Origin of the sequence: Enterobacter cloacae complex sp. P29RS, from assembly GCF_014893445.1 — a bacterium.
GTDB lineage: Bacteria > Pseudomonadota > Gammaproteobacteria > Enterobacterales > Enterobacteriaceae > Enterobacter > Enterobacter intestinihominis.
This window is the reverse complement of sequence record NZ_JADBPZ010000002.1, coordinates 78,463-98,092: the sequence shown is the minus strand read 5'-3', so window position 1 is coordinate 98,092 and position 19,630 is coordinate 78,463. Positions and strand designations below refer to the sequence as shown.

General features: G+C 57.4%; 20 protein-coding genes. 15 read left to right on the top strand and 5 right to left on the bottom strand.

Going from position 1 to position 19,630, the window contains the following annotated elements:
- Positions 1-83 precede the first annotated feature (83 nt).
- Positions 84-242: a YqaE/Pmp3 family membrane protein gene (locus tag IM282_RS01995; protein WP_003862203.1), complete on the top strand. Its 159-nt coding sequence runs from the start codon at positions 84-86 to the stop codon at positions 240-242.
- Here IM282_RS01995 and IM282_RS01990 read toward each other — a convergent pair.
- Positions 239-1,168: a LysR substrate-binding domain-containing protein gene (locus IM282_RS01990; protein WP_022649124.1), complete on the bottom strand. Its 930-nt coding sequence runs from the start codon at positions 1,166-1,168 to the stop codon at positions 239-241. The two genes, IM282_RS01995 and IM282_RS01990, sit on opposite strands and share 4 nt — an antisense overlap.
- A gap of 320 nt (positions 1,169-1,488) precedes the next feature.
- Between IM282_RS01990 and IM282_RS01985 the strand changes: the two genes are divergently transcribed.
- The 6 genes from IM282_RS01985 to IM282_RS01960 all read left to right on the top strand — a co-directional run bounded on the left by IM282_RS01985 (position 1,489) and on the right by IM282_RS01960 (position 9,085).
- The gene (locus tag IM282_RS01985) at positions 1,489-2,094 is read left to right on the top strand and encodes an ankyrin repeat domain-containing protein (RefSeq protein ID WP_032625916.1); all 606 of its coding nucleotides are present in this window, start codon (positions 1,489-1,491) and stop codon (positions 2,092-2,094) included.
- 108 nt (positions 2,095-2,202) lie between these two features.
- A complete protein-coding gene (gene fdrA / locus IM282_RS01980; protein ID WP_063148633.1) occupies positions 2,203-3,744 on the top strand; it encodes an acyl-CoA synthetase FdrA in 1,542 nt (513 codons plus the stop codon).
- Positions 3,744-5,159 (top strand): DUF1116 domain-containing protein, encoded by a 1,416-nt coding sequence (locus IM282_RS01975; protein WP_023298441.1) that lies wholly within the window; start codon positions 3,744-3,746, stop codon positions 5,157-5,159. Before fdrA ends, IM282_RS01975 begins: the two co-directional genes overlap by 1 nt.
- A gap of 11 nt (positions 5,160-5,170) precedes the next feature.
- Positions 5,171-6,751 (top strand): hypothetical protein, encoded by a 1,581-nt coding sequence (locus IM282_RS01970; protein ID WP_022649120.1) that lies wholly within the window; start codon positions 5,171-5,173, stop codon positions 6,749-6,751.
- Positions 6,748-7,704, top strand: a complete 957-nt coding sequence (locus IM282_RS01965; RefSeq protein WP_192970062.1) for a carbamate kinase family protein — start codon at positions 6,748-6,750, stop codon at positions 7,702-7,704. The genes IM282_RS01970 and IM282_RS01965 overlap by 4 nt, the downstream gene beginning before the upstream one ends.
- Position 7,705: 1 nt before the next feature.
- On the top strand, positions 7,706-9,085 hold the full coding sequence (locus tag IM282_RS01960) for an amidohydrolase family protein (RefSeq protein WP_192970061.1): 1,380 nt from the start codon (positions 7,706-7,708) through the stop codon (positions 9,083-9,085).
- Positions 9,086-9,103: 18 nt separating this feature from the next.
- Here the strand turns inward: IM282_RS01960 and IM282_RS01955 are convergent, their stop codons facing one another.
- Positions 9,104-10,024 (bottom strand): LysR substrate-binding domain-containing protein, encoded by a 921-nt coding sequence (locus IM282_RS01955; protein ID WP_023323646.1) that lies wholly within the window; start codon positions 10,022-10,024, stop codon positions 9,104-9,106.
- 215 nt (positions 10,025-10,239) lie between these two features.
- Here IM282_RS01955 and IM282_RS01950 point away from each other — a divergent pair, with 215 nt between their 5' ends.
- From IM282_RS01950 to IM282_RS01930, 5 genes are all read left to right on the top strand, one after another.
- On the top strand, positions 10,240-11,571 hold the full coding sequence (locus IM282_RS01950; protein WP_192970060.1) for an MFS transporter: 1,332 nt from the start codon (positions 10,240-10,242) through the stop codon (positions 11,569-11,571).
- A gap of 36 nt (positions 11,572-11,607) precedes the next feature.
- The gene (locus tag IM282_RS01945; protein ID WP_003862216.1) at positions 11,608-12,357 is read left to right on the top strand and encodes an SDR family NAD(P)-dependent oxidoreductase; all 750 of its coding nucleotides are present in this window, start codon (positions 11,608-11,610) and stop codon (positions 12,355-12,357) included.
- Between the two features lie 12 nt (positions 12,358-12,369).
- Positions 12,370-13,215 (top strand): transketolase, encoded by an 846-nt coding sequence (locus IM282_RS01940; protein WP_192970059.1) that lies wholly within the window; start codon positions 12,370-12,372, stop codon positions 13,213-13,215.
- Entirely contained in the window at positions 13,215-14,213 is a 999-nt protein-coding gene (locus IM282_RS01935; RefSeq protein WP_063146927.1) for a transketolase family protein, read from the top strand. Before IM282_RS01940 ends, IM282_RS01935 begins: the two co-directional genes overlap by 1 nt.
- A gap of 74 nt (positions 14,214-14,287) precedes the next feature.
- Positions 14,288-15,019: a bifunctional 2-polyprenyl-6-hydroxyphenol methylase/3-demethylubiquinol 3-O-methyltransferase UbiG gene (locus tag IM282_RS01930; RefSeq protein WP_023298437.1), complete on the top strand. Its 732-nt coding sequence runs from the start codon at positions 14,288-14,290 to the stop codon at positions 15,017-15,019.
- Here IM282_RS01930 and IM282_RS01925 read toward each other — a convergent pair.
- Positions 15,016-15,618, bottom strand: a complete 603-nt coding sequence (locus IM282_RS01925; RefSeq protein WP_023298436.1) for a short chain dehydrogenase — start codon at positions 15,616-15,618, stop codon at positions 15,016-15,018. The two genes, IM282_RS01930 and IM282_RS01925, sit on opposite strands and share 4 nt — an antisense overlap.
- A 97-nt stretch (positions 15,619-15,715) precedes the next feature.
- On the opposite strand from IM282_RS01925, the gene IM282_RS01920 reads away from it, so the two are divergent.
- Positions 15,716-16,603, top strand: coding sequence for a LysR substrate-binding domain-containing protein (locus tag IM282_RS01920; protein WP_045308444.1), 888 nt, complete (start codon positions 15,716-15,718; stop codon positions 16,601-16,603).
- Between the two features lie 20 nt (positions 16,604-16,623).
- Complete coding sequence (locus IM282_RS01915; RefSeq protein WP_022649114.1) at positions 16,624-17,805, top strand: PLP-dependent aminotransferase family protein; 1,182 nt, start codon at positions 16,624-16,626, stop codon at positions 17,803-17,805.
- Between the two features lie 54 nt (positions 17,806-17,859).
- On the opposite strand, the gene IM282_RS01910 is transcribed toward IM282_RS01915, so the two are convergent.
- Complete coding sequence (locus IM282_RS01910; RefSeq protein WP_045308442.1) at positions 17,860-18,279, bottom strand: nuclear transport factor 2 family protein; 420 nt, start codon at positions 18,277-18,279, stop codon at positions 17,860-17,862.
- A gap of 95 nt (positions 18,280-18,374) precedes the next feature.
- On the opposite strand from IM282_RS01910, the gene IM282_RS01905 reads away from it, so the two are divergent.
- Complete coding sequence (locus IM282_RS01905; protein WP_192970058.1) at positions 18,375-19,106, top strand: helix-turn-helix domain-containing protein; 732 nt, start codon at positions 18,375-18,377, stop codon at positions 19,104-19,106.
- Here IM282_RS01905 and nudI read toward each other — a convergent pair.
- Positions 19,078-19,503: a nucleoside triphosphatase NudI gene (gene nudI, locus IM282_RS01900; RefSeq protein ID WP_022649111.1), complete on the bottom strand. Its 426-nt coding sequence runs from the start codon at positions 19,501-19,503 to the stop codon at positions 19,078-19,080. The two genes, IM282_RS01905 and nudI, sit on opposite strands and share 29 nt — an antisense overlap.
- Between the last annotated feature and the right edge of the window lie 127 nt (positions 19,504-19,630).

Sequence of the window (19,630 nt, the reverse complement as noted above, 5' to 3'; positions counted from 1 at the left end):
GAATGGCAGTTACCCGTAAACTGGCTACGCTTAGAGAAGTGTCTTTTATAATTTTCAATTGGTTAGCTTGCACGGAGTTATTTATGGGTTTTTGGCGCGTTGTTTTTACGATTATTCTCCCGCCGCTGGGCGTGCTGCTTGGCAAGGGACTGGGCTGGGCGTTTATCCTGAACATCCTTCTGACCATCCTGGGTTACTTCCCGGGTCTTATCCACGCGTTTTGGGTTCAGACGAAAAGCTAGGTACGCCACAATAGATCACTGTAGATCCGGGTCAGCGCGCCCTCGGGGCCAAACTGCTGTTTGATCCAGCGCGTGACCTGACCGGTCGCCGCATGCTGCGTGGCGAGCAGCATGCGCGAGTCCTGGCGCGGATTATTGATTCGCCGCTTTACCAGCAGCCCGTCCTCCATCGCCTCACGCGTCATATACTCCGGTAAAAATCCAATACCCTCCCCCAGGATCTGACACTGACACTTGGTGTTAAAGTCCGGTACCAGAATCGCCTCCTGACCGTGAAGCAGCCAGCCGACCTTCTTGTTGATGGTATGCGCGGTGTCCTCGACCATGATATTGGGATACAGACGCAGCTGACTTTCGGAAATGGGCTCCGGGGCGAACGCCAGCGGATGCGTGGGCGCGATGGCAAATACCCAGCGGATCGCGCCTATCTCGGTGTAATCGATGCCTCCGCCATCCAGCAGCGTATCCGGCGCGCCAATGGCGATGTTGGCCTGATTATTAATGATGGAATCCCAGACGCCGTTATACACCTCGGTCGTCACCGTGATTTGGCAGGTAGGAAACTGTTTTTTCAGCACCTGGAGCAAACGCGCGGTATGGCGTGGCGTATACAAAAGCTGATTAATGCAGATGCGCACCCGCGTCTCAATGCCCTGCGAAATGGTATCAATCCCGCGCTTGATGGCATGAAAGTCATTCAGCAGGTCGGTCGCTTTACGATAAAAATAAAAACCGGATTCGGTCAGCTCAATGCTGCGCGTGTTGCGTACAAACAGCACCACGTCCAGCCCGGTCTCCATACGTTTGATGGTGTAACTGATGGCGGAAGTGGTCACGCCCAGCTCGGCAGCCGCTTTGCTAAAACTGCCAAAACGTGCCGCGGTGGTGAAGGCCAGCAAATTCTCTTCGGTAAAGATGGAATTCATATTATGGCTCCTGGTTACCATCAGTTTTGAACATATTTTAACACCGGCGTTACATCATAGTTGATGTCGGTCACAGTTCTGGGTTTTTACGTAGAGCCGCGCTGTGTAAGGCTTTTTCATTCATAAGGATAATGCAGCCCGAGGCGCGTAAAAGCGGTAAAACATAAGAAAAAGGTTGCACAGACGCACGTTTTTGCCGGACTGTTGAATTTAACTTAACAATGAATTGCGTGTCGATGAATGATTTTTAAGCGGATTCTTTTATGACCAGGCTGTTGCTATTCTCAGGTCATCAGAAGTGAAACATAGGGAGTCTGAATATGTCTGCAACTGCACTGGTTACAGAATTTTTGCTGGCGGCAGAAGAGGGTAATATCGACGCGCTAAAAGCCTGCCTGGAAAAAGGCGTGGATATTAACGCGACCAACCGCCAGAAAAGAACCGCCATTATTATTGCCAGCCTGAAAAAGCATTACGCCTGTGTGGAATTTTTAATTTCCGCCGGGGCGGATATTGATAAACAGGACCAGACCTGTTTTAACCCCTTCCTGATCGGCTGCCTGACCAATGATTTAACCCTGCTGCGCATTGTCCTTCCGGCGGATCCGGATCTCGACCGTCTGACGCGCTTTGGCGGCGTGGGCATTACCCCTGCCAGTGAAAAAGGGCACGTTGAAATCGTGCGCGAGCTGCTGGAAAAAACCGACATTAACGTCAACCACACCAATTTTGTCGGCTGGACGCCGCTGCTGGAGGCCATCGTGTTAAACGACGGCGGCGCAAAGCAGCAGGAAATTGTGAAGCTGCTGCTGGATCACGGCGCGAATCCGCACATGACTGATAAATACGGCAAAACCCCGCTCGAACTGGCGCGGGAAAAAGGCTTCAACGCGATCGCAGACCTGCTGCTGGCGGCAGGCGCATAGCGCATTCGGTCAGCCTTCCCCTGGCTGGCCGTGAATCAAAAAACGCATTGTTACCGACGTGCATTTAGCACGACGGCGGCCCCCTTTTATCTTAAACAGGTGAAAATAATGCCAACCAAAATCGTCATAAAAAAGAATACGTATTTCGATTCGGTTTCCTTAATGTCGGTTTCCACCAAAGCCAATAAATTGCCGGGCATCGAGCAGGCGTTTGTGGCGATGGCGACGGAAATGAACAAAGGGGTATTAAAAAACCTCGGGCTATTAACGCCGGAATTAGCGGACGCGAAAAACGGCGACCTGATGATCGTTATTAAAGGCGACGCGGCGAATGAGGAAACCCTTGCCGCCATTGAAGCGTTATTCACGCGTAAAGAGAGCGCTGGCTCCCATGAAGCACGCTACGCGACAATTGCCAGCGCCAAAACCCATCGTCCGGACAGCAACCTTGCGGTGATATCCGTCAACGGCACCTTCGCCGCCCGCGAAGCGCGCCAGGCACTGGAAAACGATCTCAACGTGATGCTGTTTTCCGATAATGTGTCGCTCGACGACGAGCTGGCGCTGAAGCAGCTGGCGCATGACAAAGGATTGCTAATGATGGGGCCGGACTGCGGCACCGCCATTATCAACGGCGCGGGGCTATGCTTTGCCAACGCGGTACGTCGCGGGCCGATTGGCATCGTTGGCGCCTCCGGCACCGGTAGCCAGGAGCTGAGCGTGCGCATTCACGAGTTCGGCGGCGGCGTGTCGCAGCTGATCGGCACCGGCGGGCGCGATCTCAGCGAGAAGATTGGCGGCCTGATGATGCTCGACGCCATCGACATGCTGGAGGCGGACGACGCGACCCGGGTGATAGCGCTCATCTCCAAACCGCCTGCACCCGCGGTGGCAGAGAAGGTGCTGGCCCGGGCACGCGCCTGCCGCAAGCCTGTGGTTGTGTGCTTCCTGGGCCGCAACGAACCGCCAGCCGATGAAGACGGCTTGCAGTTTGCTCGTGGCACCAAAGAGGCGGCCCTGAAAGCGGTGCTGCTTACCGGCATTAAAAAAGACTCCCTGAATTTACATCCCCTCAACTGGCCGCTGATCGAAGAGGTGCGCGCCCGCCTGACGCCGCGGCAGAAGTACATTCGCGGCCTGTTCTGCGGCGGCACCCTGTGCGACGAAGCGATGTTTGCCGCGCTGGAGAAGTTTGACGATGTTTACAGCAACATCCAGCCGGATCCGGCCAGGCGTCTGAAGGACATCAGCGTCAGCCAGGCCCACACCTTCCTTGATTTCGGTGACGACGATTTCACCAACGGCAAACCACACCCGATGATCGACCCGACCAACCGCATCAGCCGCCTGCTACAGGAGGCGCGCGATCCGCAGGTGGGCGTCATCGTGATGGACTTCGTGCTGGGCTTTGGCGCACACGAGGATCCGGTGGGGGTGATGATCGAGGCGATCAAAGAGGCACAGGCAATCGCGAAAGCCGACAACCGTCCGCTGGAAATTCTCGGCTACGTGCTCGGCACCGATCAGGATCCGCAGTCGCTGGCCCAGCAGTGCCAGCTGCTGACCGACGCAGGCGTCATCTGGGCCAGCAGCAGCACCAATACCGGATTACTGGCACGCGAATTTGTCTGCAAAGGGGAGAGAGCATAATGACGACCTTATTCAACCAACCGCTGAACGTGATTAATGTCGGGATTGCGATGTTCAGCGACGACCTCAAAAAACAGCACGTTCCCGTGACCCAGCTCGACTGGACGCCGCCGGGGCAGGGCAATATGCAGGTGGTGGACGCGCTGGATCGGCTGGCGGAAAAACCGCTGGCGGAGAAAATTGCCGCCGCGAACAACATTGCCCTTGAACGCATTATTCAGTCCCATCCGGTGCTGGTGGGCTATGACCAGGCCATCAACGTGGTGCCGGGCATGACTCGCACCACCATTCTGCATGCCGGTCCGCCTGTTACCTGGGAAAACATGTGCGGGGCGATGAAGGGCGCGGTTACCGGCGCGCTGGTGTTTGAAGGGCTGGCGACGGATCTGGAGGACGCCGCAAGGCTGGCGGCTTCAGGGAAGATCACCTTCTCGCCGTGCCACGAGCACGACTGTGTGGGCTCTATGGCGGGCGTCACCTCCGCGTCGATGTTTATGCACATCGTTGAGAACAAAACCTACGGCAACCGCGCCTTCACCAACCTCAGCGAGCAGATGGCGAAGATCCTGCGCATGGGGGCCAACGATCAGAGCGTGATCGACCGCCTGAACTGGATGCGCGACGTGCTCGGCCCAATGCTGCGCGACGCGATGAAGATTATCGGCGAAATCGACCTGCGCCTGATGCTGGCCCAGGCGCTGCACATGGGCGACGAGTGCCACAACCGCAACAACGCGGGCACCACGCTGCTTATTCAGGCGCTGACGCCGGGGCTGATCCAGGCGGGCTATCCGGTGGCGCAGCAGCGTGAAGTGTTCGAGTTTGTCGCCAGCAGCGACTACTTCTCCGGTCCGACGTGGATGGCAATGTGTAAGGCCGCGCTGGATGCCGCCCACGGCATTGAGTACAGCACCGTCGTCACCACCATGGCGCGCAACGGCTACGAGTTCGGCCTGCGCGTCTCCGGCCTGCCGGGGCAGTGGTTCACCGGCCCGGCGCAGCAGGTGATCGGCCCGATGTTCGCGGGCTATAAGCCGGAAGACTCCGGGCTGGATATCGGCGACAGCGCGATTACCGAAACCTACGGCATCGGCGGCTTTGCGATGGCGACGGCACCGGCAATCGTGGCGCTGGTGGGCGGCACGGTGGAGGAAGCCATCGATTTCTCCCGCCAGATGCGCGAAATCACTCTCGGCGAAAACCCGAACGTCACCATTCCGCTGCTGTCGTTTATGGGCATCCCGTCCGCCATCGACATCACGAAGGTCGCGGGCAGCGGCATTCTGCCGGTCATTAATACCGCCATTGCCCATAAGGACGCCGGTATCGGCATGATTGGGGCGGGCATCGTTCACCCGCCGTTTAGCTGTTTTGAAAAGGCGCTGTTAACCTTCCGCGATCGCTACGTTCTATAAGGTATGCATCCATGAAAAACATGAAACTGGAGTGGAAAAGAGGTGACTGGGCAGCTTATTTCGGGTTGATGACCAACAACCTGACCAATTTGCTGACCATGATGGGGTTGCTCATTTTTGTCGTCGGCATCCCGAAGGAGATTGTTTATGGACGCATCGCGCCAGCCTTCGGGCTGGCGGTGCTGGTGGCGAGTCTTTGCTATACGTGGTTTGGCCTGCAAATGGCGCGCGCCACCGGACGAACGGACGTCACCGCGCTGCCGTCCGGCCCGAGCGCGCCGTCGATTTTTACCGTGACCTTCCTGGTCTTAATGCCGGTTTACCAGCAAACCGGCGATGCGGATTTCGCGATTCAGATTGGCCTGGTGTGGTGCTTTGTGGAAGCGATGATCCTCGCGGGCGGTTCCTTCCTGGGGGAAACCATCCGCAAGATGATCCCGCGTACCGTGCTGCTGTCGTGCCTGTCCGGTCTTGGCCTGCTCCTGCTGGCGATGAACCCGATGTTGCAGGCGTTCGAAGCGCCGACCGTGTCGTTTATCGTCCTGCTGCTGATCTTCATTAACTGGTTCGGTAAAAAGCCGATTTTCGCCCGCATCCCGACCGGCCTGCTGTTGTTGATTGCCGGTACTCTGCTTGCGTGGATCTCCGGCCTGCAAAGCCCGGATGCCATTAAAGCGTCCATGTCATCCTTCGGCTTTAACCCGCCGGAAGTGCATGTGGACAGCTTTATGCAGGGGTTGCCGCATGCGCTGCCGTATCTGGCGTCCGCCGTACCGCTGGGGCTGGCGAACTACATCTTTGACCTGGAGAACATCGAAAGCGCCCATGCGGCGGGGGATGAATACCCGACCCGCAAGGTAATGCTGGCGAACGGTCTGGCCTCCATGCTCGGCTGCCTGATGGGCAATCCGTTCCCGGTCACGGTCTACGTCGGCCATCCTGGCTGGAAAGCGATGGGCGCCAGCATCGGCTACACCCTGGCGTCCGGCGTGACCATGTTCATCGTGCCGCTGTTCGGGCTGGGGGCCTTTATGCTCGCCATCATACCGATGACCGCCATCGTGCCGATTCTGGTGTTTATCGGCGTCGTCACCGCCAACCAGGTGGTGAGGGAAACCCCGAAAGTGGAAGTGCCCGTCATCTTCATCTGCCTGTTCCCGTGGATTGCCAACTGGGCGCTGACCATGATGAACAGCGTGATGAGCGCGGCGGGGACCAGCGCGGCGAAAATTGGCACCGACGTGCTGCACAGCAAGGGGATCTACTACGAAGGCCTGATGCATCTCGGCAACGGCGCGCCGCTCGCCAGCATGCTCTGGGGCTGTATCGCCATCTTCGCCATCATCAATAAACCGCTGCGCGGGGCCGTCGCCGCCGCAGGAGGCGCGCTGCTGGCGCTGTTTGGCGTGATCCACGCCCCGGTGGTGGGCTTTGCCGAGGGCAGTTCCCTGATGTTCGTTACGGCCTACCTGATGATGGGCGGGATGTTTGTGGTGAAGCATGTTCTCGATATCTCTGTTAATCCCCCTCTCCCAGTGGGAGAGGGCCAGGGTGAGGGCGCCAGAACGCACCTTTTAAAGGAAACAAAATGAAAGAGCTAATGGTCGTTGCCATCGGCGGCAACAGCATTATCAAAGACAACGCCAGCCAGTCGATTGAGCATCAGGCGCAGGCGGTCAAAGCGGTGGCTGAGTCGGTGCTCGAAATGCTGGCCTCGGACTATGACATCGTGCTCACCCACGGCAACGGCCCTCAGGTGGGGCTGGATCTGCGCCGCGCCGAGATCGCCCACGAGCGGGAAGGGCTGCCGCTGACCCCGCTGGCAAACTGCGTGGCAAATACCCAGGGTGGGATCGGCTACCTGATCCAGCAGGCGCTCAACAACCGCCTGGCGGCGCGCGGGGAACAAAAAGCGGTCACGGTCGTCACGCAGGTGGAGGTGGATAAAAATGATCCTGGCTTTATGCACCCGACGAAACCCATCGGCGCGTTCTTCAGCGAGGCGCAGCGCGACGATCTGCAACTTGCGCATCCGGACTGGCATTTTGTCGAGGATTCAGGCCGGGGCTATCGCCGCGTGGTGGCTTCACCGCAGCCGCGGCGCATTGTCGAGGCGGATGCCATCAAGGCGCTGACGCAGAAAGGATTTGTGGTGATCGGCGCAGGCGGCGGAGGCATTCCTGTGGTGCGCAGTGACCAGGGCGATTATCAGAGCGTGGACGCGGTGATAGATAAAGATCTCTCCACCGCGCTGCTGGCGCGCGAGATCGGCGCCGACGTGCTGGTGATCACCACCGGCGTGGAGAAAGTGTGCGTGAACTTCGGCAAGCCGAACCAGCAGGCGCTGGATACCGTCAACGTGGCGCAGATGACGCGCTACAGGGATGAAGGCCACTTCCCGGCGGGCAGCATGTTGCCAAAAATCGTCGCTTCGCTGGAATTTTTACGCCATGGCGGCAGGCGCGTGATCATCACCTCGCCGGACTGCCTGCCCGCAGCGCTGCGCGGTGAAACGGGTACCCACATTGTTAACGAAGGAAGATAAGATGAGTGAGAATAAAAGCCGCCGCGAGTTTATTAGCCAGAGCGGTAAAATGGTTACCGCCTGCGCGCTGTTTGGCGCCACGGGTTCCGTCGCGTATGCTGCCGATTCTGCTAAGGCAACCTGCGAGACGGGTAAACCGATGAACATCACCGCAAAACATTACTATCTCGATAACGTGCTGCTGGAAGCCGGGTTTAACTTCGACGGCAGCGTGGTGACAAGTACCCGCACCGAGCTGAAAACGCTTGAGATCAAAGACGGGAAAATCGTCGCCCTGCGCGATAACAACAGCCACGCCGACGCGGCCCTGCCGCACTTCGACGCGGGCAAAAAGCTGATGCTCCCGGCGATGCGCGACATGCACATACATCTGGACAAAACCTTCTATGGCGGCCCGTGGCGCTCCCTGAACCGTCCGGCGGGTACCACTATTCAGGACATGATCCGCCTGGAGCAGAAGCTGCTGCCGGAATTACAGCCTTACACGCAAGAACGCGCCGAAAAGCTGATCGACCTGATCCAGTCCAAAGGGTCCACCATCGCCCGCAGCCACTGCAACATAGAGCCGGTTTCCGGCCTGAAAAACCTGGAAAATTTGCAGGCGGTACTGGCGCGCCGTAAGCCAGGTTTTGACTGTGAAATCGTTGCCTTCCCGCAGCACGGTCTGCTGCTGTCGAATTCTGAAAAGCTGATGCGCGAGGCGATGCAGGCGGGGGCGCATTATGTGGGCGGGCTGGACCCAACCAGCGTCGACGGCGCGATGGAGAAATCCCTCGACACCATGTTCCAGATTGCGCTGGATTACAACAAAGGGGTGGATATTCACCTGCACGAAACCAGCCCGGCGGGCGTGGCGGCGGTGAACTACATGGTAGAAACCGTGGAGAAAACGCCGGCGCTGAAGGGGAAGCTGACCATCAGCCACGCCTTCGCGCTGGCGACGCTTAACGAACAGCAGGTGGATGAGATCGCCACCCGCATGGCGGCGCAGCAGGTGACCATCGCCTCGACCGTGCCGATTGGCACCCTGCACATGCCGTTGAAGCATTTACGTGATAAAGGCGTGTTTGTCATGACCGGTACCGACAGCGTGATTGACCACTGGTCCCCGTACGGTCTGGGGGACATGCTGGAGAAAGCCAACCTCTACGCCCAGCTCTATATTCGCCCGAACGAGCAGACGCTTTCGCGGGCGCTGGGCATCGCCACCGGCGACGTGCTGCCCCTGAACGACAAAGGTGAGCGCGTGTGGCCTAAAGCGCAGGACGACGCCAGCTTCGTGCTGGTGGATGCCTCCTGTTCCGCCGAGGCCGTGGCGCGTATCTCTCCGCGTACCGCGACGTTCCACAAGGGGAATCTGGTCTGGGGCACGGTCGCCTGACGCCACGTTGGGGTATCGCTACAGGTGATACCCCGACAATCGCAACTCACGGTCAATCCACTCGACGAACTGCTGGATCTTCCACGCGCGTTCGTTCATGTGCGGCATCACCAGATGGTGCGCGTTGATGGCGATACCCATTTCATCAGGCAGCACCTGCACCAGCGAGCCATCCTTCAGGTGATCGGTAGCCATCATTTTGCTCTCCAGAATAAACCCAAGCCCCATGCGCGCCGCTTCAAAGCTCATGTAGGAGCGGTCGAAGCTGAGGCTGAAATTAAGCCAGGGCCTGTCGATATTGTGCCAGGCGAACCATTTCTCCCAGTTCACCAGAGTGCTGGTGGACGAGATAAGCGATTGTTGCAGCAGATCGGCGGGCGTGCTGATGGGATGCTCTTCTGCATAGTCCGGCGAGGCCAATACCACCAGCGTGTCGTTTTTAATGGTCATCACCCGGTAGGCGTCCCAGTCCGGAATACCGTGACGGATATCAATGTCGATATTATCTCTGGCGAACTGTAGGTTCTCATAGGAGCAGGTGAGATTGATGGTGATATCAGGATATTCGGCGCGGAATCTGCCCAGACGGCGCAACAGCCAGGACAGCCCGAAGGTGGGGGAAGAGTGCACGCGAAGCACAGCATTGTCTTTTTCTTTCACGATTTGATCGGTGGCGCGCCCGATGGCGCTCATCGCCGCCGAGACCTCCCGCAGATATTTTTCTCCCGTCGGGGTGAGTTGAACCCCTTTGCCGCTTCGGATAAATAATTTCTTGCCCAGCCACGATTCCAGCGACGCGATCTGGTGGCTTACCGCCGAAGGCGTGACGTTGAGCTGTTCCGCCGCCTGATGGATGCTCAGAGCGTTAGCAACGGCGATAAACGCCTGCAAATTTCTGAGCGAGGGCAGCGATAACGTCTGGCGATCCTGCGCGGACATGGCCTACTCCTTACACGATAATTGATAAAAAACATAACATTGAGACTGCGAGCGGGCAATTTTATCCCGATGTTATTTTTTTGAGCTGTATCGCGAATCAAATTTATCTCAGCAATAAATGAGCTTTATTGAATGGCGTTTCATGGGTGAGCCGATATATTGACGTTGAACGCAATAATAAAACGACTCACGGTGTTCGAATAATGAGGTAAGTTATGTCTCGTATAGAACAAGCTGTCCCCTACATAAAGACTAAAAAAACCAATTACCGTTTCGTTGTGCTGGCATTAATTTTTATTGTTTATGCCATTAACTATGCTGACCGAACAAATATTGGTGCAGTACTGCCGTTTATCATTGACGAATTTCATATCAATAATTTCGAAGCCGGTGCCATCGCCAGCATGTTTTTTTTGGGATACGCCCTGAGCCAAATTCCTGCGGGCTTTTTTATTGCCAAAAAGGGAATTCGCGGCATGGTGGCACTGTCGATATTCGGCTTCTCTGCCTTTACCTGGCTGATGGGCACCGCAACCTCGGTTCTGGGCCTGAAGTGTATCCGCCTGGGGCTGGGGTTAACAGAGGGGCCGTGCCCGGTCGGGCTGGCCTCCACCATCAATAACTGGTTTCCGCCAAAGGAGAAGGCCACTGCCACGGGCGTCTACATCGCCGCCACCATGTTCGCGCCCATCCTCGTGCCGCCGCTGGCAGTGTGGATCGCCATGACCTGGGGCTGGCGCTGGGTCTTCTTCTCCTTTGCGATCCCCGGTCTGGTCATTGCCGTCCTGTGGTATCTGCTGGTACGCACCAAGCCGTCCGAGAGCGCATTCGTCTCGAAAGCGGAGCTGGAGACCATTACCGCCGGTCAGGAGACCCCGGACGCCAGACGGGAAAATATCGTGATTTCACCAGGCTTTGCACGCCTCGATCGGCTGATCCGCGTGCGGGAATTAGCCCCGGTAAGCACGGTGAAAGGGCTGTTTACCTCGAAGAATATTCTCGGCGACTGCCTGGCCTATTTTATGATGGTCAGCGTGCTGTACGGACTGTTGACGTGGATGCCGCTCTATCTGGTGAAAGAGAAAGGCTTTACGTTTATGAGCATGGGGCTGGTCGCCAGCATGCCGTGCATCGGTGGATTTATCGGTGCGATTTTTGGCGGCTACGTCTCCGACAAACTGCTCGGCCGCCGACGTAAACCGACCATGATGTTTACCGCCATCAGCACCGTTTTAATGATGGTTATTATGCTGAATATTCCGCAAAGCACCGTCGCGGTTTGCGTCGGGTTATTTTTTGTCGGCCTCTGTCTGAATATCGGCTGGCCCGCTTTTACGGCTTATGGAATGGCTGTTGCGGACAGTAAAACCTATCCGATTGCCGCGTCCATTATCAATAGCGGCGGTAATCTCGGCGGATTTGTTTCCCCGATGCTGGCAGGTTATCTGCTGGATAAAACAGGTAGTTTTAATTCCGTGTTTATTTATTTCGGTATTTGCGCAGCCATTGGCTTAATTATGATTATGCTGCTGGAAGAACCGAAATAAAACATTAAATCTCTCTTGTCCGAATGGAGTAAATGTATGCTACTGAAAAATAAAGTCGCCGTTATTACCGGCGCGGCTTCCGTACGCGGTTTGGGTTTCGCTACGGCGAAATTATATGCTGAACAGGGTGCGAAAGTGGTGATTATCGATTTAAACGCTGAAGCCAGCCGGGCTGCCGCCGCGAGCCTGGGCGACGAACATCTGGGCCTTGCGGCGAACGTCAGCAATGAATTACAGGTTAATGCCGCCATTGAGCAGGTGCTGGGGAAATACGGGCGCATCGATATTCTGGTGAATAACGCCGGCATAACTCAGCCGATCAAGCTGATGGATATCAAACGCGAAAATTACGATGCGGTGCTTGACGTCAGCCTGCGCGGCACGCTGCTAATGTCCCAGGCGGTTATTCCCACTATGCGCGCGCAAAAGTCGGGCAGCATCGTCTGCATTTCATCGGTATCGGCCCAGCGCGGCGGCGGCATCTTTGGCGGCCCACACTACAGCGCTGCAAAAGCGGGTGTGCTGGGGCTGGCAAAAGCCATGGCGCGTGAGCTGGGGCCCGACAATGTGCGCGTAAACTGCATCACGCCGGGTCTTATCCAGACGGACATTACCGCAGGCAAGCTGAGCGATGAGATGAAAACGTCCATTCTGGCGGGCATTCCGCTTAACCGCCTCGGAGACGCGCAGGATATTGCCCGCGCCGCGCTGTTCCTCGGCAGCGACCTCTCTTCTTACTCCACCGGTATCACGCTCGACGTGAACGGCGGGATGCTGATTCATTAAGGAGATACGACGATGACGGATACCACAGTTCAACAGGTTGCCGCCGCGGCCTGGCGCATTCGCCGCTACGCGCTGCGCATGGGCGAAGTGCAGGGGCAGGGCTACATCGGGCAGGCGCTGGGCTATGCCGATGTGCTGGCCACCGCGTTTGCCCACGGGATGAACCTTAAGCCGGGCGAGCCGGAGTGGGAGGGGCGTGACCGTTTTTTGCTCTCTCACGGCCACTACGCCATTGCCTGTTACGCCGCCCTGATTGAAGCGGGGATCGTTCCTGAAGATGAGCTGGAGACCTACGGCGCGGACGACAGCCGCCTGCCGATGTCCGGCATGGCAACCTACACGCCGGGCATGGAGATCTCCGGCGGTTCGCTGGGGCAGGGCTTAAGCATTGGCGTTGGCATGGCGCTGGGGCTGAAGCGCAAGCAGAGCGCGGCATGGGTCGTTAACTCCATGTCGGACGGCGAGCTGGACGAAGGGTCAACCTGGGAAGCTGCGATGTCGGCGGCACATCACGGCCTGTCGAACCTGATCGTGCTGGTGGACATTAACCGCCAGCAGGCGGATGGCAACTCGCACGCGATCCTCGGCTTTGAGCCGCTGGAAGATAAATGGACCTCCTTCGGCTGGTACGTGCAGCGCGTCAACGGCAACGATGTCCCTTCACTGGTAACGGCGTTTGATAACGCCAAACGCTACCCGGAAAACCAGCCGCGCGTCATTTTGTGCGACACGCTGATGGGCAAGGGCGTGCCGTTCCTCGAAAAGCGTGACAAGAACCATTTTATTCGCGTGGATGCTGACGAGTGGCAAAAGGCACTCGCTGTGCTGGATGCCAACAAACCTGAAGGAGTGCTGTAATGAGCCAGACCACGGAGAAAAAACCGCGTTTAACCACGTCGGCGATGATTGCCTCTATCGCGGAAGAGGGCCAGGAGACGCGAGCCGCACCGTTCGGCCAAGCGCTGGTGAAGCTGGCGGAACAGCGACCGGAGGTCGTAGGCATGACTGCGGATCTGTCGAAGTACACCGATCTGCATATTTTCGCTCAGGCCTACCCGGAACGCTTCTTTCAGATGGGCATGGCCGAGCAGTTGTTAATGGGGGCCGCGGGCGGCATGGCGAAAGAGGGTTTTATTCCTTTCGCCACCACCTATGCCGTCTTCGCCACCCGCCGCGCCTACGATTTTATCCATCAGGTGATTGCTGAAGAGCACCTGAACGTGAAGATCTGCGCGGCGCTGCCGGGGCTAACCACCGGTTACGGGCCGAGCCACCAGGCGACGGAAGATATTGCGATTATGCGCGGTATTCCGGGCATGACGATTATCGATCCCTGTGACGCAATCGACACCGAACAGGCGGTGCCGGCGATGGCAGCGCACGATGGCCCTGTCTATATGCGCCTGCTGCGCGGCAAGGTGCCGGTGGTGCTGGACCAGTACAACTACCAGTTTAAGATTGGCAAAGCTGCGCTGCTGGAAGAGGGGAACGATGTCCTGATCGTCGCCTCAGGCCTGATGACCATGCGTGCGCTGGAGGCGGCGAAGCAGCTGCGTAAGGATAACGTCAGCGTGGCGGTGCTGCACTCGCCCACCATTAAGCCGCTGGACGAAGAGACGATCCTGGCGCAGGCTGCGAAGCCGGGACGGCTGGTCATCGTGGCGGAAAACCACAGCAACGTAGGCGGGTTGTGCGAAGCCGTCGCGTCGCTGTTGATGCGCAACCGCGTGAACGTGGATTTCGATACCGTCGCGCTGCCGGACGCATTCCTTGATGCGGGCGCGTTGCCCACCCTCCATGACCGCTACGGGATCTCAACCACAGCCATGGTGGAGAAAATCCGGCGCAGGCTGTGATTTATAAGACGGATACGTTGTCAACGGGCGAGGGGTGCTTTACCCTCGCCACTGTTGCGATAAAGGAGTCCGTTATGGCACAAAACATCTACGACAATCCGGCGTTTTTCGAAGGCTACGCCCAGCTTCCGCGCTCCGTGCAGGGGCTGGACGGCGCGCCGGAGTGGCCTGCGCTTAAGGCGATGCTGCCGGATTTAACCGGCACATCAGTTATCGATCTTGGGTGCGGCTACGGCTGGTTCTGCCGCGTGGCGCGCGAGCTGGGCGCTTGCGACGTCACGGGCGTCGATATCTCTGAAAAGATGCTCGCCCGCGCGGCAGAACTGACGGATGACACGCAGATCCACTATCAGCGTAGCGATCTGGAATCTCTTCAGCTTCGCGAAAACAGTCTCGATCTGGTCTACAGCTCGCTGGCGCTGCACTATCTGCCGGAACTGGACGCGTTATTCGCCAGGGTGCAGCGTGCGCTTAAACCCGGCGGCAGCCTGGTTTTCTCGATGGAGCACCCGATTTATACCTGCGCCACCCGTCAGGGCTGGCTCACCGACGACAACGGTGAGCGGTTCTGGGGCGTGAACCATTATCAGGACGAAGGCAAGCGCGTCAGCAACTGGCTGGCAGAGGGGGTAATCAAATACCACCGCACGCTGGGTACCACGCTTAACGCGCTGATCAAGGCCGGATTGACGATAAGTGAAGTCAATGAGTGGGGACCAACGCAGGCGCAGGTTGACGCCTGGCCCGCGCTGGCCGAAGAGGCGGAACGCCCGATGCTGGTGCTGATCGCCGCCCGTAAGGCTTAATAGCCGACTTTATATACCCGCCCGCTCTGTACCCCTTCCACGCTGCGGCGGTAGGCCTGCGCAACGGTCGCAGCGGGAACGCTTTCAAAGCCCGGGAAGAAGCCATCATATGCTTCGACGGATTCCGTCAGCACCGTCGGGCTGATCAGGTTAATGCGGATCCCGCGCGGCAGTTCACAGGCCGCGGCGCGCACAAACCCTTCCAGCGCCGCGTTTACGGTGGTGGCATTGACGCCCTGAGCAATCGGTTCGTGCGCCACAATCCCGCTTATCAGCGTGATCGAGCCGCCTTCGTTCAGGAAGTGCTGGCCGGTCAGCGCCAGACGAACCTGCCCCAGTAGCTTATCCTGCAAGCCCCGGTTGAACTCGCCGTCGGTCATGGTTGCGAGCGGGCCGAAGTGTACCCCACCGCTGGCGGAGACAATCGCATCCACCGGGCCGATCTTTTCGAACAGCGCCTGTACGCTCGCCTGCGAGGTGATATCCACCTGATGCTCGCCCTGCGTGCGACCCACGCGGATCGTCTCGTGGCGTTGGCTTAACTCTTCTGTGACTGCACGACCGACCGTACCGCTGGCACCAATAATGACGATTTTCATAGCAGACTCCTTATGTTGTGAGTCTTCATTCTTTAATAAATAAAAACTCAGATAAACTGGGCTAACGTTAGAAGATTACTAACCAGAGGTTTGGAATATGGATAAGCTTCGCGGGATGGAGACGTTCATCGCGGTGGTGGAAAGCGGCAGCTTCACCGGCGCGGCGGCCCGGCTGGAGATGTCGGCGGTGATGGTCGGGAAGTATATTGCGCTGCTGGAATCGCAGCTCGGCACGCGGCTACTGGAACGCAACACCCGTCGCCAGAGCCTGACCGACGCCGGACGCGTTTATTTCGAAGAGGCCAGGCGCGTGCTGGAGCAGGTCTCGATTGCTGAAAACGCAGTTGAACGTCTGCGAGCCACGCCCGCCGGCACCCTGCGCGTGACGGCACCCACCTCGTTTGGCGGCTGCGTTATCGCGCCTCTGACGGCCACGTTTTTACAGCGTTACCCGCAAGTGCGCATCGAACTGGATCTCACCAACCGAATGGTGGATCTGGTGGAGGAAGGGGTCGATCTGGCCATTCGCATCGGGGAGATCCGAAATGAGGATCTGGTGGCGAAATACCTGTGTCCCTACAACATGACGATCTGCGCCGCGCCGGAATATCTGGCGCGTCACGGTACGCCGCAAACGCCAGCCGATCTGGTGGATCACCTGTGTCTGTCGCACACGGTATGGACGGCGCGTAACGAGTGGCGGCTGCCCGGTGTGGAAGGCGAGGTGCGCTGGAAGCGTGATGCCGTCTTACGATGCAATGACGGCTACGGCTTACGCATGGCGGCGCGAGCCGGGGCAGGACTATTGCTGCAACCGGAAGTGCTGGTGGCTGAAGAGCTGGCAAGCGGCAGGCTGGTTCGGGTTCTGGAAGCGTTTACGCCCGCGCCGAGGCCGGTGCATTTATTGTGGCGCCAGGATTTGCGTCCGCTGCCTAAGCTAACGGAATTTATTGCCCATATTCTGCTAAGATTGGGCACAATATAAAAAAAGAAGGTAAGTAAAGAATGTCTGCAAACAAACTCGCCAGCAGCGCGCAGGGCCTGCAATCCTCTGCCATCCGTGAATTATTAAAACATAGCAAAATGGCAGGCGTGATTTCGCTGGGGGGCGGTATTCCAAACCCGGATCTGTTCGATCATGAAGGTTTAAAAATTGCCGCTGATGCCGTGCTGTCTCAGCATTTTGGCGAAGCGTTCCAGTACGGCCTGACGGAAGGCGTCCCGGGGCTTCGCGAAGAGATCCAACGCATCTGTGAAGGTCGCGGCATCGCCTGTAAAGCCGATGACGTGGTCATTACATCCGGCTCTCAACAGTCGCTTGACGTGCTGGCGCGTGCGTTAATTAACCCGGGTGATACGGTCGTCGTTGAGCGTCCGACCTACCTCGCCGCGTTGCAGGTCTTTGGCCTGGCACAGGCGAATTTTGAATCCGTCGGCACCGACGGCGACGGCATGAAAGTAGATGAACTTGAAGCGCTGGTGGCAACCAAAACCATCAAAGCGGTTTATATCGTGCCAACCTTTGGTAACCCGGGCGGCGTGACGCTCTCCGAGGCGCGTCGTAAACAGCTGGTGGAATTATCGAAGCGCTATGACTTCGTGATTATCGAAGACGATCCGTACAGCGAAATCAACTATACCGAGGAAGCGTTCCGCCCGCTGATTGCTCATGCCAAAGATATCGGCAATGAGGATAACGTGGTGTACACCTCCACCTTCTCTAAAATCCTCGCGCCGGGCACCCGCGTGGGCTGGGTGCTGGTGCCGGAGTGGCTGAAGCGTGCGGTGGTGAACCTCAAGCAAACCACCGATCTGCACACCAGCACGCTGTCGCAGCTGATGACGTACGAATATCTGAAAACCGGTCGTCTGGCGAATCAGATTAAAATGATCCGCGAAGCCTATCGCCAGAAATACCAGACCTTTGCCAGTGAACTGGAAGCGGAGCTGGGCGATGTGATGTCGTTCCACAAGCCAAAGGGCGGCATGTTCCTGTGGGCGAAAATGAATAACGGCATCAATACGACGAAATGGCTGGAAAAAACGTTGAGCAACGGCGTCGTGTTTGTGCCGGGTGAGTTCTTCTACTGCAACGAGCCGGACCACACCACGCTGCGCATGTCTTTCGTTACCCCAACGGATGAGCAGCTTAAAGAAGCGGTTCGACGTCTGAAAATTTCCCTGTAGGCGGATGCGCATAATGGCAGATGCCGTTATGCGCTGTTCCCGTGTAGGGTAAGGTTATTGCGTGGCGTGGGCGAGGGTGCGGTCAAATGCATCGCCGTCTGGCACCTGTGTGACTTCATGGATACGACAAATTTTCCCCTCGCGCAGCGTGGCAAACATATACACCTCTAATTCTGCCTGGCGACCATCCGGATATGTCACGGCCACTCTGTGCCGGTCTGCCACACATTCGTTATGGCAACATAACGCTTCCACGGTAAACGTAATCTCGCGGATCTGCGCACGCACATGGTTCAGGTGTTTCATAAATCCCTGATAATCAAGCATGTGACCGTCCGTAACCTGCTGGTAGTCGGGCGTAAACACCTCTGCCGGATCTACATTGCCATTGAATAAGCGGGTTAACAGACAGGCCATTTGCTCGCGCTGCGCGGTGTTGTCGGGCTGGTTTATCAGGGATGTAATGATGGTCATGTTAGCTCCTCGTGATGTTGAGCCGCTATTATCCTTGACAGCATAAGGCGTAGTTTCTGTAATAAGTCGAAGAATAACGATTTTCGGTCAAATTCATGCTGACAACTGAGAGGCTTGTTCATCCCGGCGGCTATCACACCCCGTGGCACAGCCATCATGCCGGCCAGCTCTGGCGCATTGCTGCGGGGCTGCTGGTGATTGAGACGCCGCAGGGGCGTTCGGTGGTACCCGCAAAACATATCGGCTGGATCCCGCCTGGTCAGCAGCACGCTGCCTTTTCGGAAAGTGCGATTGAAGGTTGCGCTGTCTATCTTGACCCTGCCCATTGTGAAGGGCTTCCGGAAAAGGCCACGCTTTTCGAGTCTGACGATTTTACCGATGCACTGTTTTCCCGTTTAAGCGTTGCCGGGAGTGAATACGATCCCCGAAAGCTCATCCTGCTGCTGGAGGAGTTGGCTCTGGCGTCTCAGGTCCGCTTTTATCTGCCCGTACCGACCGATCCCCGGCTGAAAAATGTGGTCAGGAAACTGCTGCAATCCGTCGATGATAATCAGACGGTGGAAAGCCATGCCAGCCGTGCCGGGATGAGCGTACGTACATTCAACCGGCGGTTTAGCGCGGAGACGGGGATGAACTTCGTCAACTGGCGCCAGCTGGCGCGCGTCATGCAGGCGATGGAGTGGCTGGCGGCGGGGAAGCCGGTGGGGTGGATTGCGCTCTCGTGCGGATACAGCAGCGTCAGCGCATTTATTGAAGTTTTCAGAACGTGGACCGGTAAAACGCCGGGGCAGTGGACGATTAAAGAAGGCCCTTTTGCGCAAAGGTAATGCGCGTGGCCTCGTTGAGATCCAGCTCTCTTAACGATTCCGGATAAACCCAGGCGATCTCCTGAAACTCGTCGTTAAACGTAACATCCCGATTGGCGCTGATGCAGTCGAAGATCAGATAAATCATATAAATTTCCTCGGTGGTACCATCGGCGTAAGTTTTGACCCTGATGTCATCGCGAAAAGCCCAGGGCTTGACGTCGATAATGTCCAGCGCGTCGCCCAGCTCCTCACGGACTTCACGGCGCAGCGCCTGTTCCATGGTTTCGCCTGGTTCCATTCCACCACCGCAGAGTGCCCACTGACCGGGGAATACACCGCGATCGTCGGCCATTTTACATAGCAGGTAGGCTCCGTCATTCTGGATGATGGGGCAGACAATGGTTCGTTGGCGCATGATTTCTTCCTGAAAAATGAATTTGGGCTACTATAGCAGATTGGTGATGGAGATCATGTTAGGTGTGTTGGATCCTCATCACTCGGAACGGCGGTGTAGGCCGGGTAAGGCGAAGCCGCCACCCGGC

Coding starts and splice junctions, on each gene's coding strand:
- IM282_RS01935 (WP_063146927.1), top strand. CDS start 13,215: ATGAGCCAGACCACGGAGAAAAAACCGCGTTTAACCACGTCGGCGATG.
- IM282_RS01975 (WP_023298441.1), top strand. CDS start 3,744: ATGACGACCTTATTCAACCAACCGCTGAACGTGATTAATGTCGGGATT.
- IM282_RS01985 (WP_032625916.1), top strand. CDS start 1,489: ATGTCTGCAACTGCACTGGTTACAGAATTTTTGCTGGCGGCAGAAGAG.
- IM282_RS01940 (WP_192970059.1), top strand. CDS start 12,370: ATGACGGATACCACAGTTCAACAGGTTGCCGCCGCGGCCTGGCGCATT.
- IM282_RS01960 (WP_192970061.1), top strand. CDS start 7,706: ATGAGTGAGAATAAAAGCCGCCGCGAGTTTATTAGCCAGAGCGGTAAA.
- IM282_RS01945 (WP_003862216.1), top strand. CDS start 11,608: ATGCTACTGAAAAATAAAGTCGCCGTTATTACCGGCGCGGCTTCCGTA.
- IM282_RS01905 (WP_192970058.1), top strand. CDS start 18,375: ATGCTGACAACTGAGAGGCTTGTTCATCCCGGCGGCTATCACACCCCG.
- nudI (WP_022649111.1), bottom strand. CDS start 19,503: ATGCGCCAACGAACCATTGTCTGCCCCATCATCCAGAATGACGGAGCC.
- IM282_RS01995 (WP_003862203.1), top strand. CDS start 84: ATGGGTTTTTGGCGCGTTGTTTTTACGATTATTCTCCCGCCGCTGGGC.
- IM282_RS01915 (WP_022649114.1), top strand. CDS start 16,624: ATGTCTGCAAACAAACTCGCCAGCAGCGCGCAGGGCCTGCAATCCTCT.
- IM282_RS01925 (WP_023298436.1), bottom strand. CDS start 15,618: ATGAAAATCGTCATTATTGGTGCCAGCGGTACGGTCGGTCGTGCAGTC.
- IM282_RS01990 (WP_022649124.1), bottom strand. CDS start 1,168: ATGAATTCCATCTTTACCGAAGAGAATTTGCTGGCCTTCACCACCGCG.
- IM282_RS01970 (WP_022649120.1), top strand. CDS start 5,171: ATGAAAAACATGAAACTGGAGTGGAAAAGAGGTGACTGGGCAGCTTAT.
- IM282_RS01955 (WP_023323646.1), bottom strand. CDS start 10,024: ATGTCCGCGCAGGATCGCCAGACGTTATCGCTGCCCTCGCTCAGAAAT.
- IM282_RS01910 (WP_045308442.1), bottom strand. CDS start 18,279: ATGACCATCATTACATCCCTGATAAACCAGCCCGACAACACCGCGCAG.
- fdrA (WP_063148633.1), top strand. CDS start 2,203: ATGCCAACCAAAATCGTCATAAAAAAGAATACGTATTTCGATTCGGTT.
- IM282_RS01920 (WP_045308444.1), top strand. CDS start 15,716: ATGGATAAGCTTCGCGGGATGGAGACGTTCATCGCGGTGGTGGAAAGC.
- IM282_RS01965 (WP_192970062.1), top strand. CDS start 6,748: ATGAAAGAGCTAATGGTCGTTGCCATCGGCGGCAACAGCATTATCAAA.
- IM282_RS01930 (WP_023298437.1), top strand. CDS start 14,288: ATGGCACAAAACATCTACGACAATCCGGCGTTTTTCGAAGGCTACGCC.
- IM282_RS01950 (WP_192970060.1), top strand. CDS start 10,240: ATGTCTCGTATAGAACAAGCTGTCCCCTACATAAAGACTAAAAAAACC.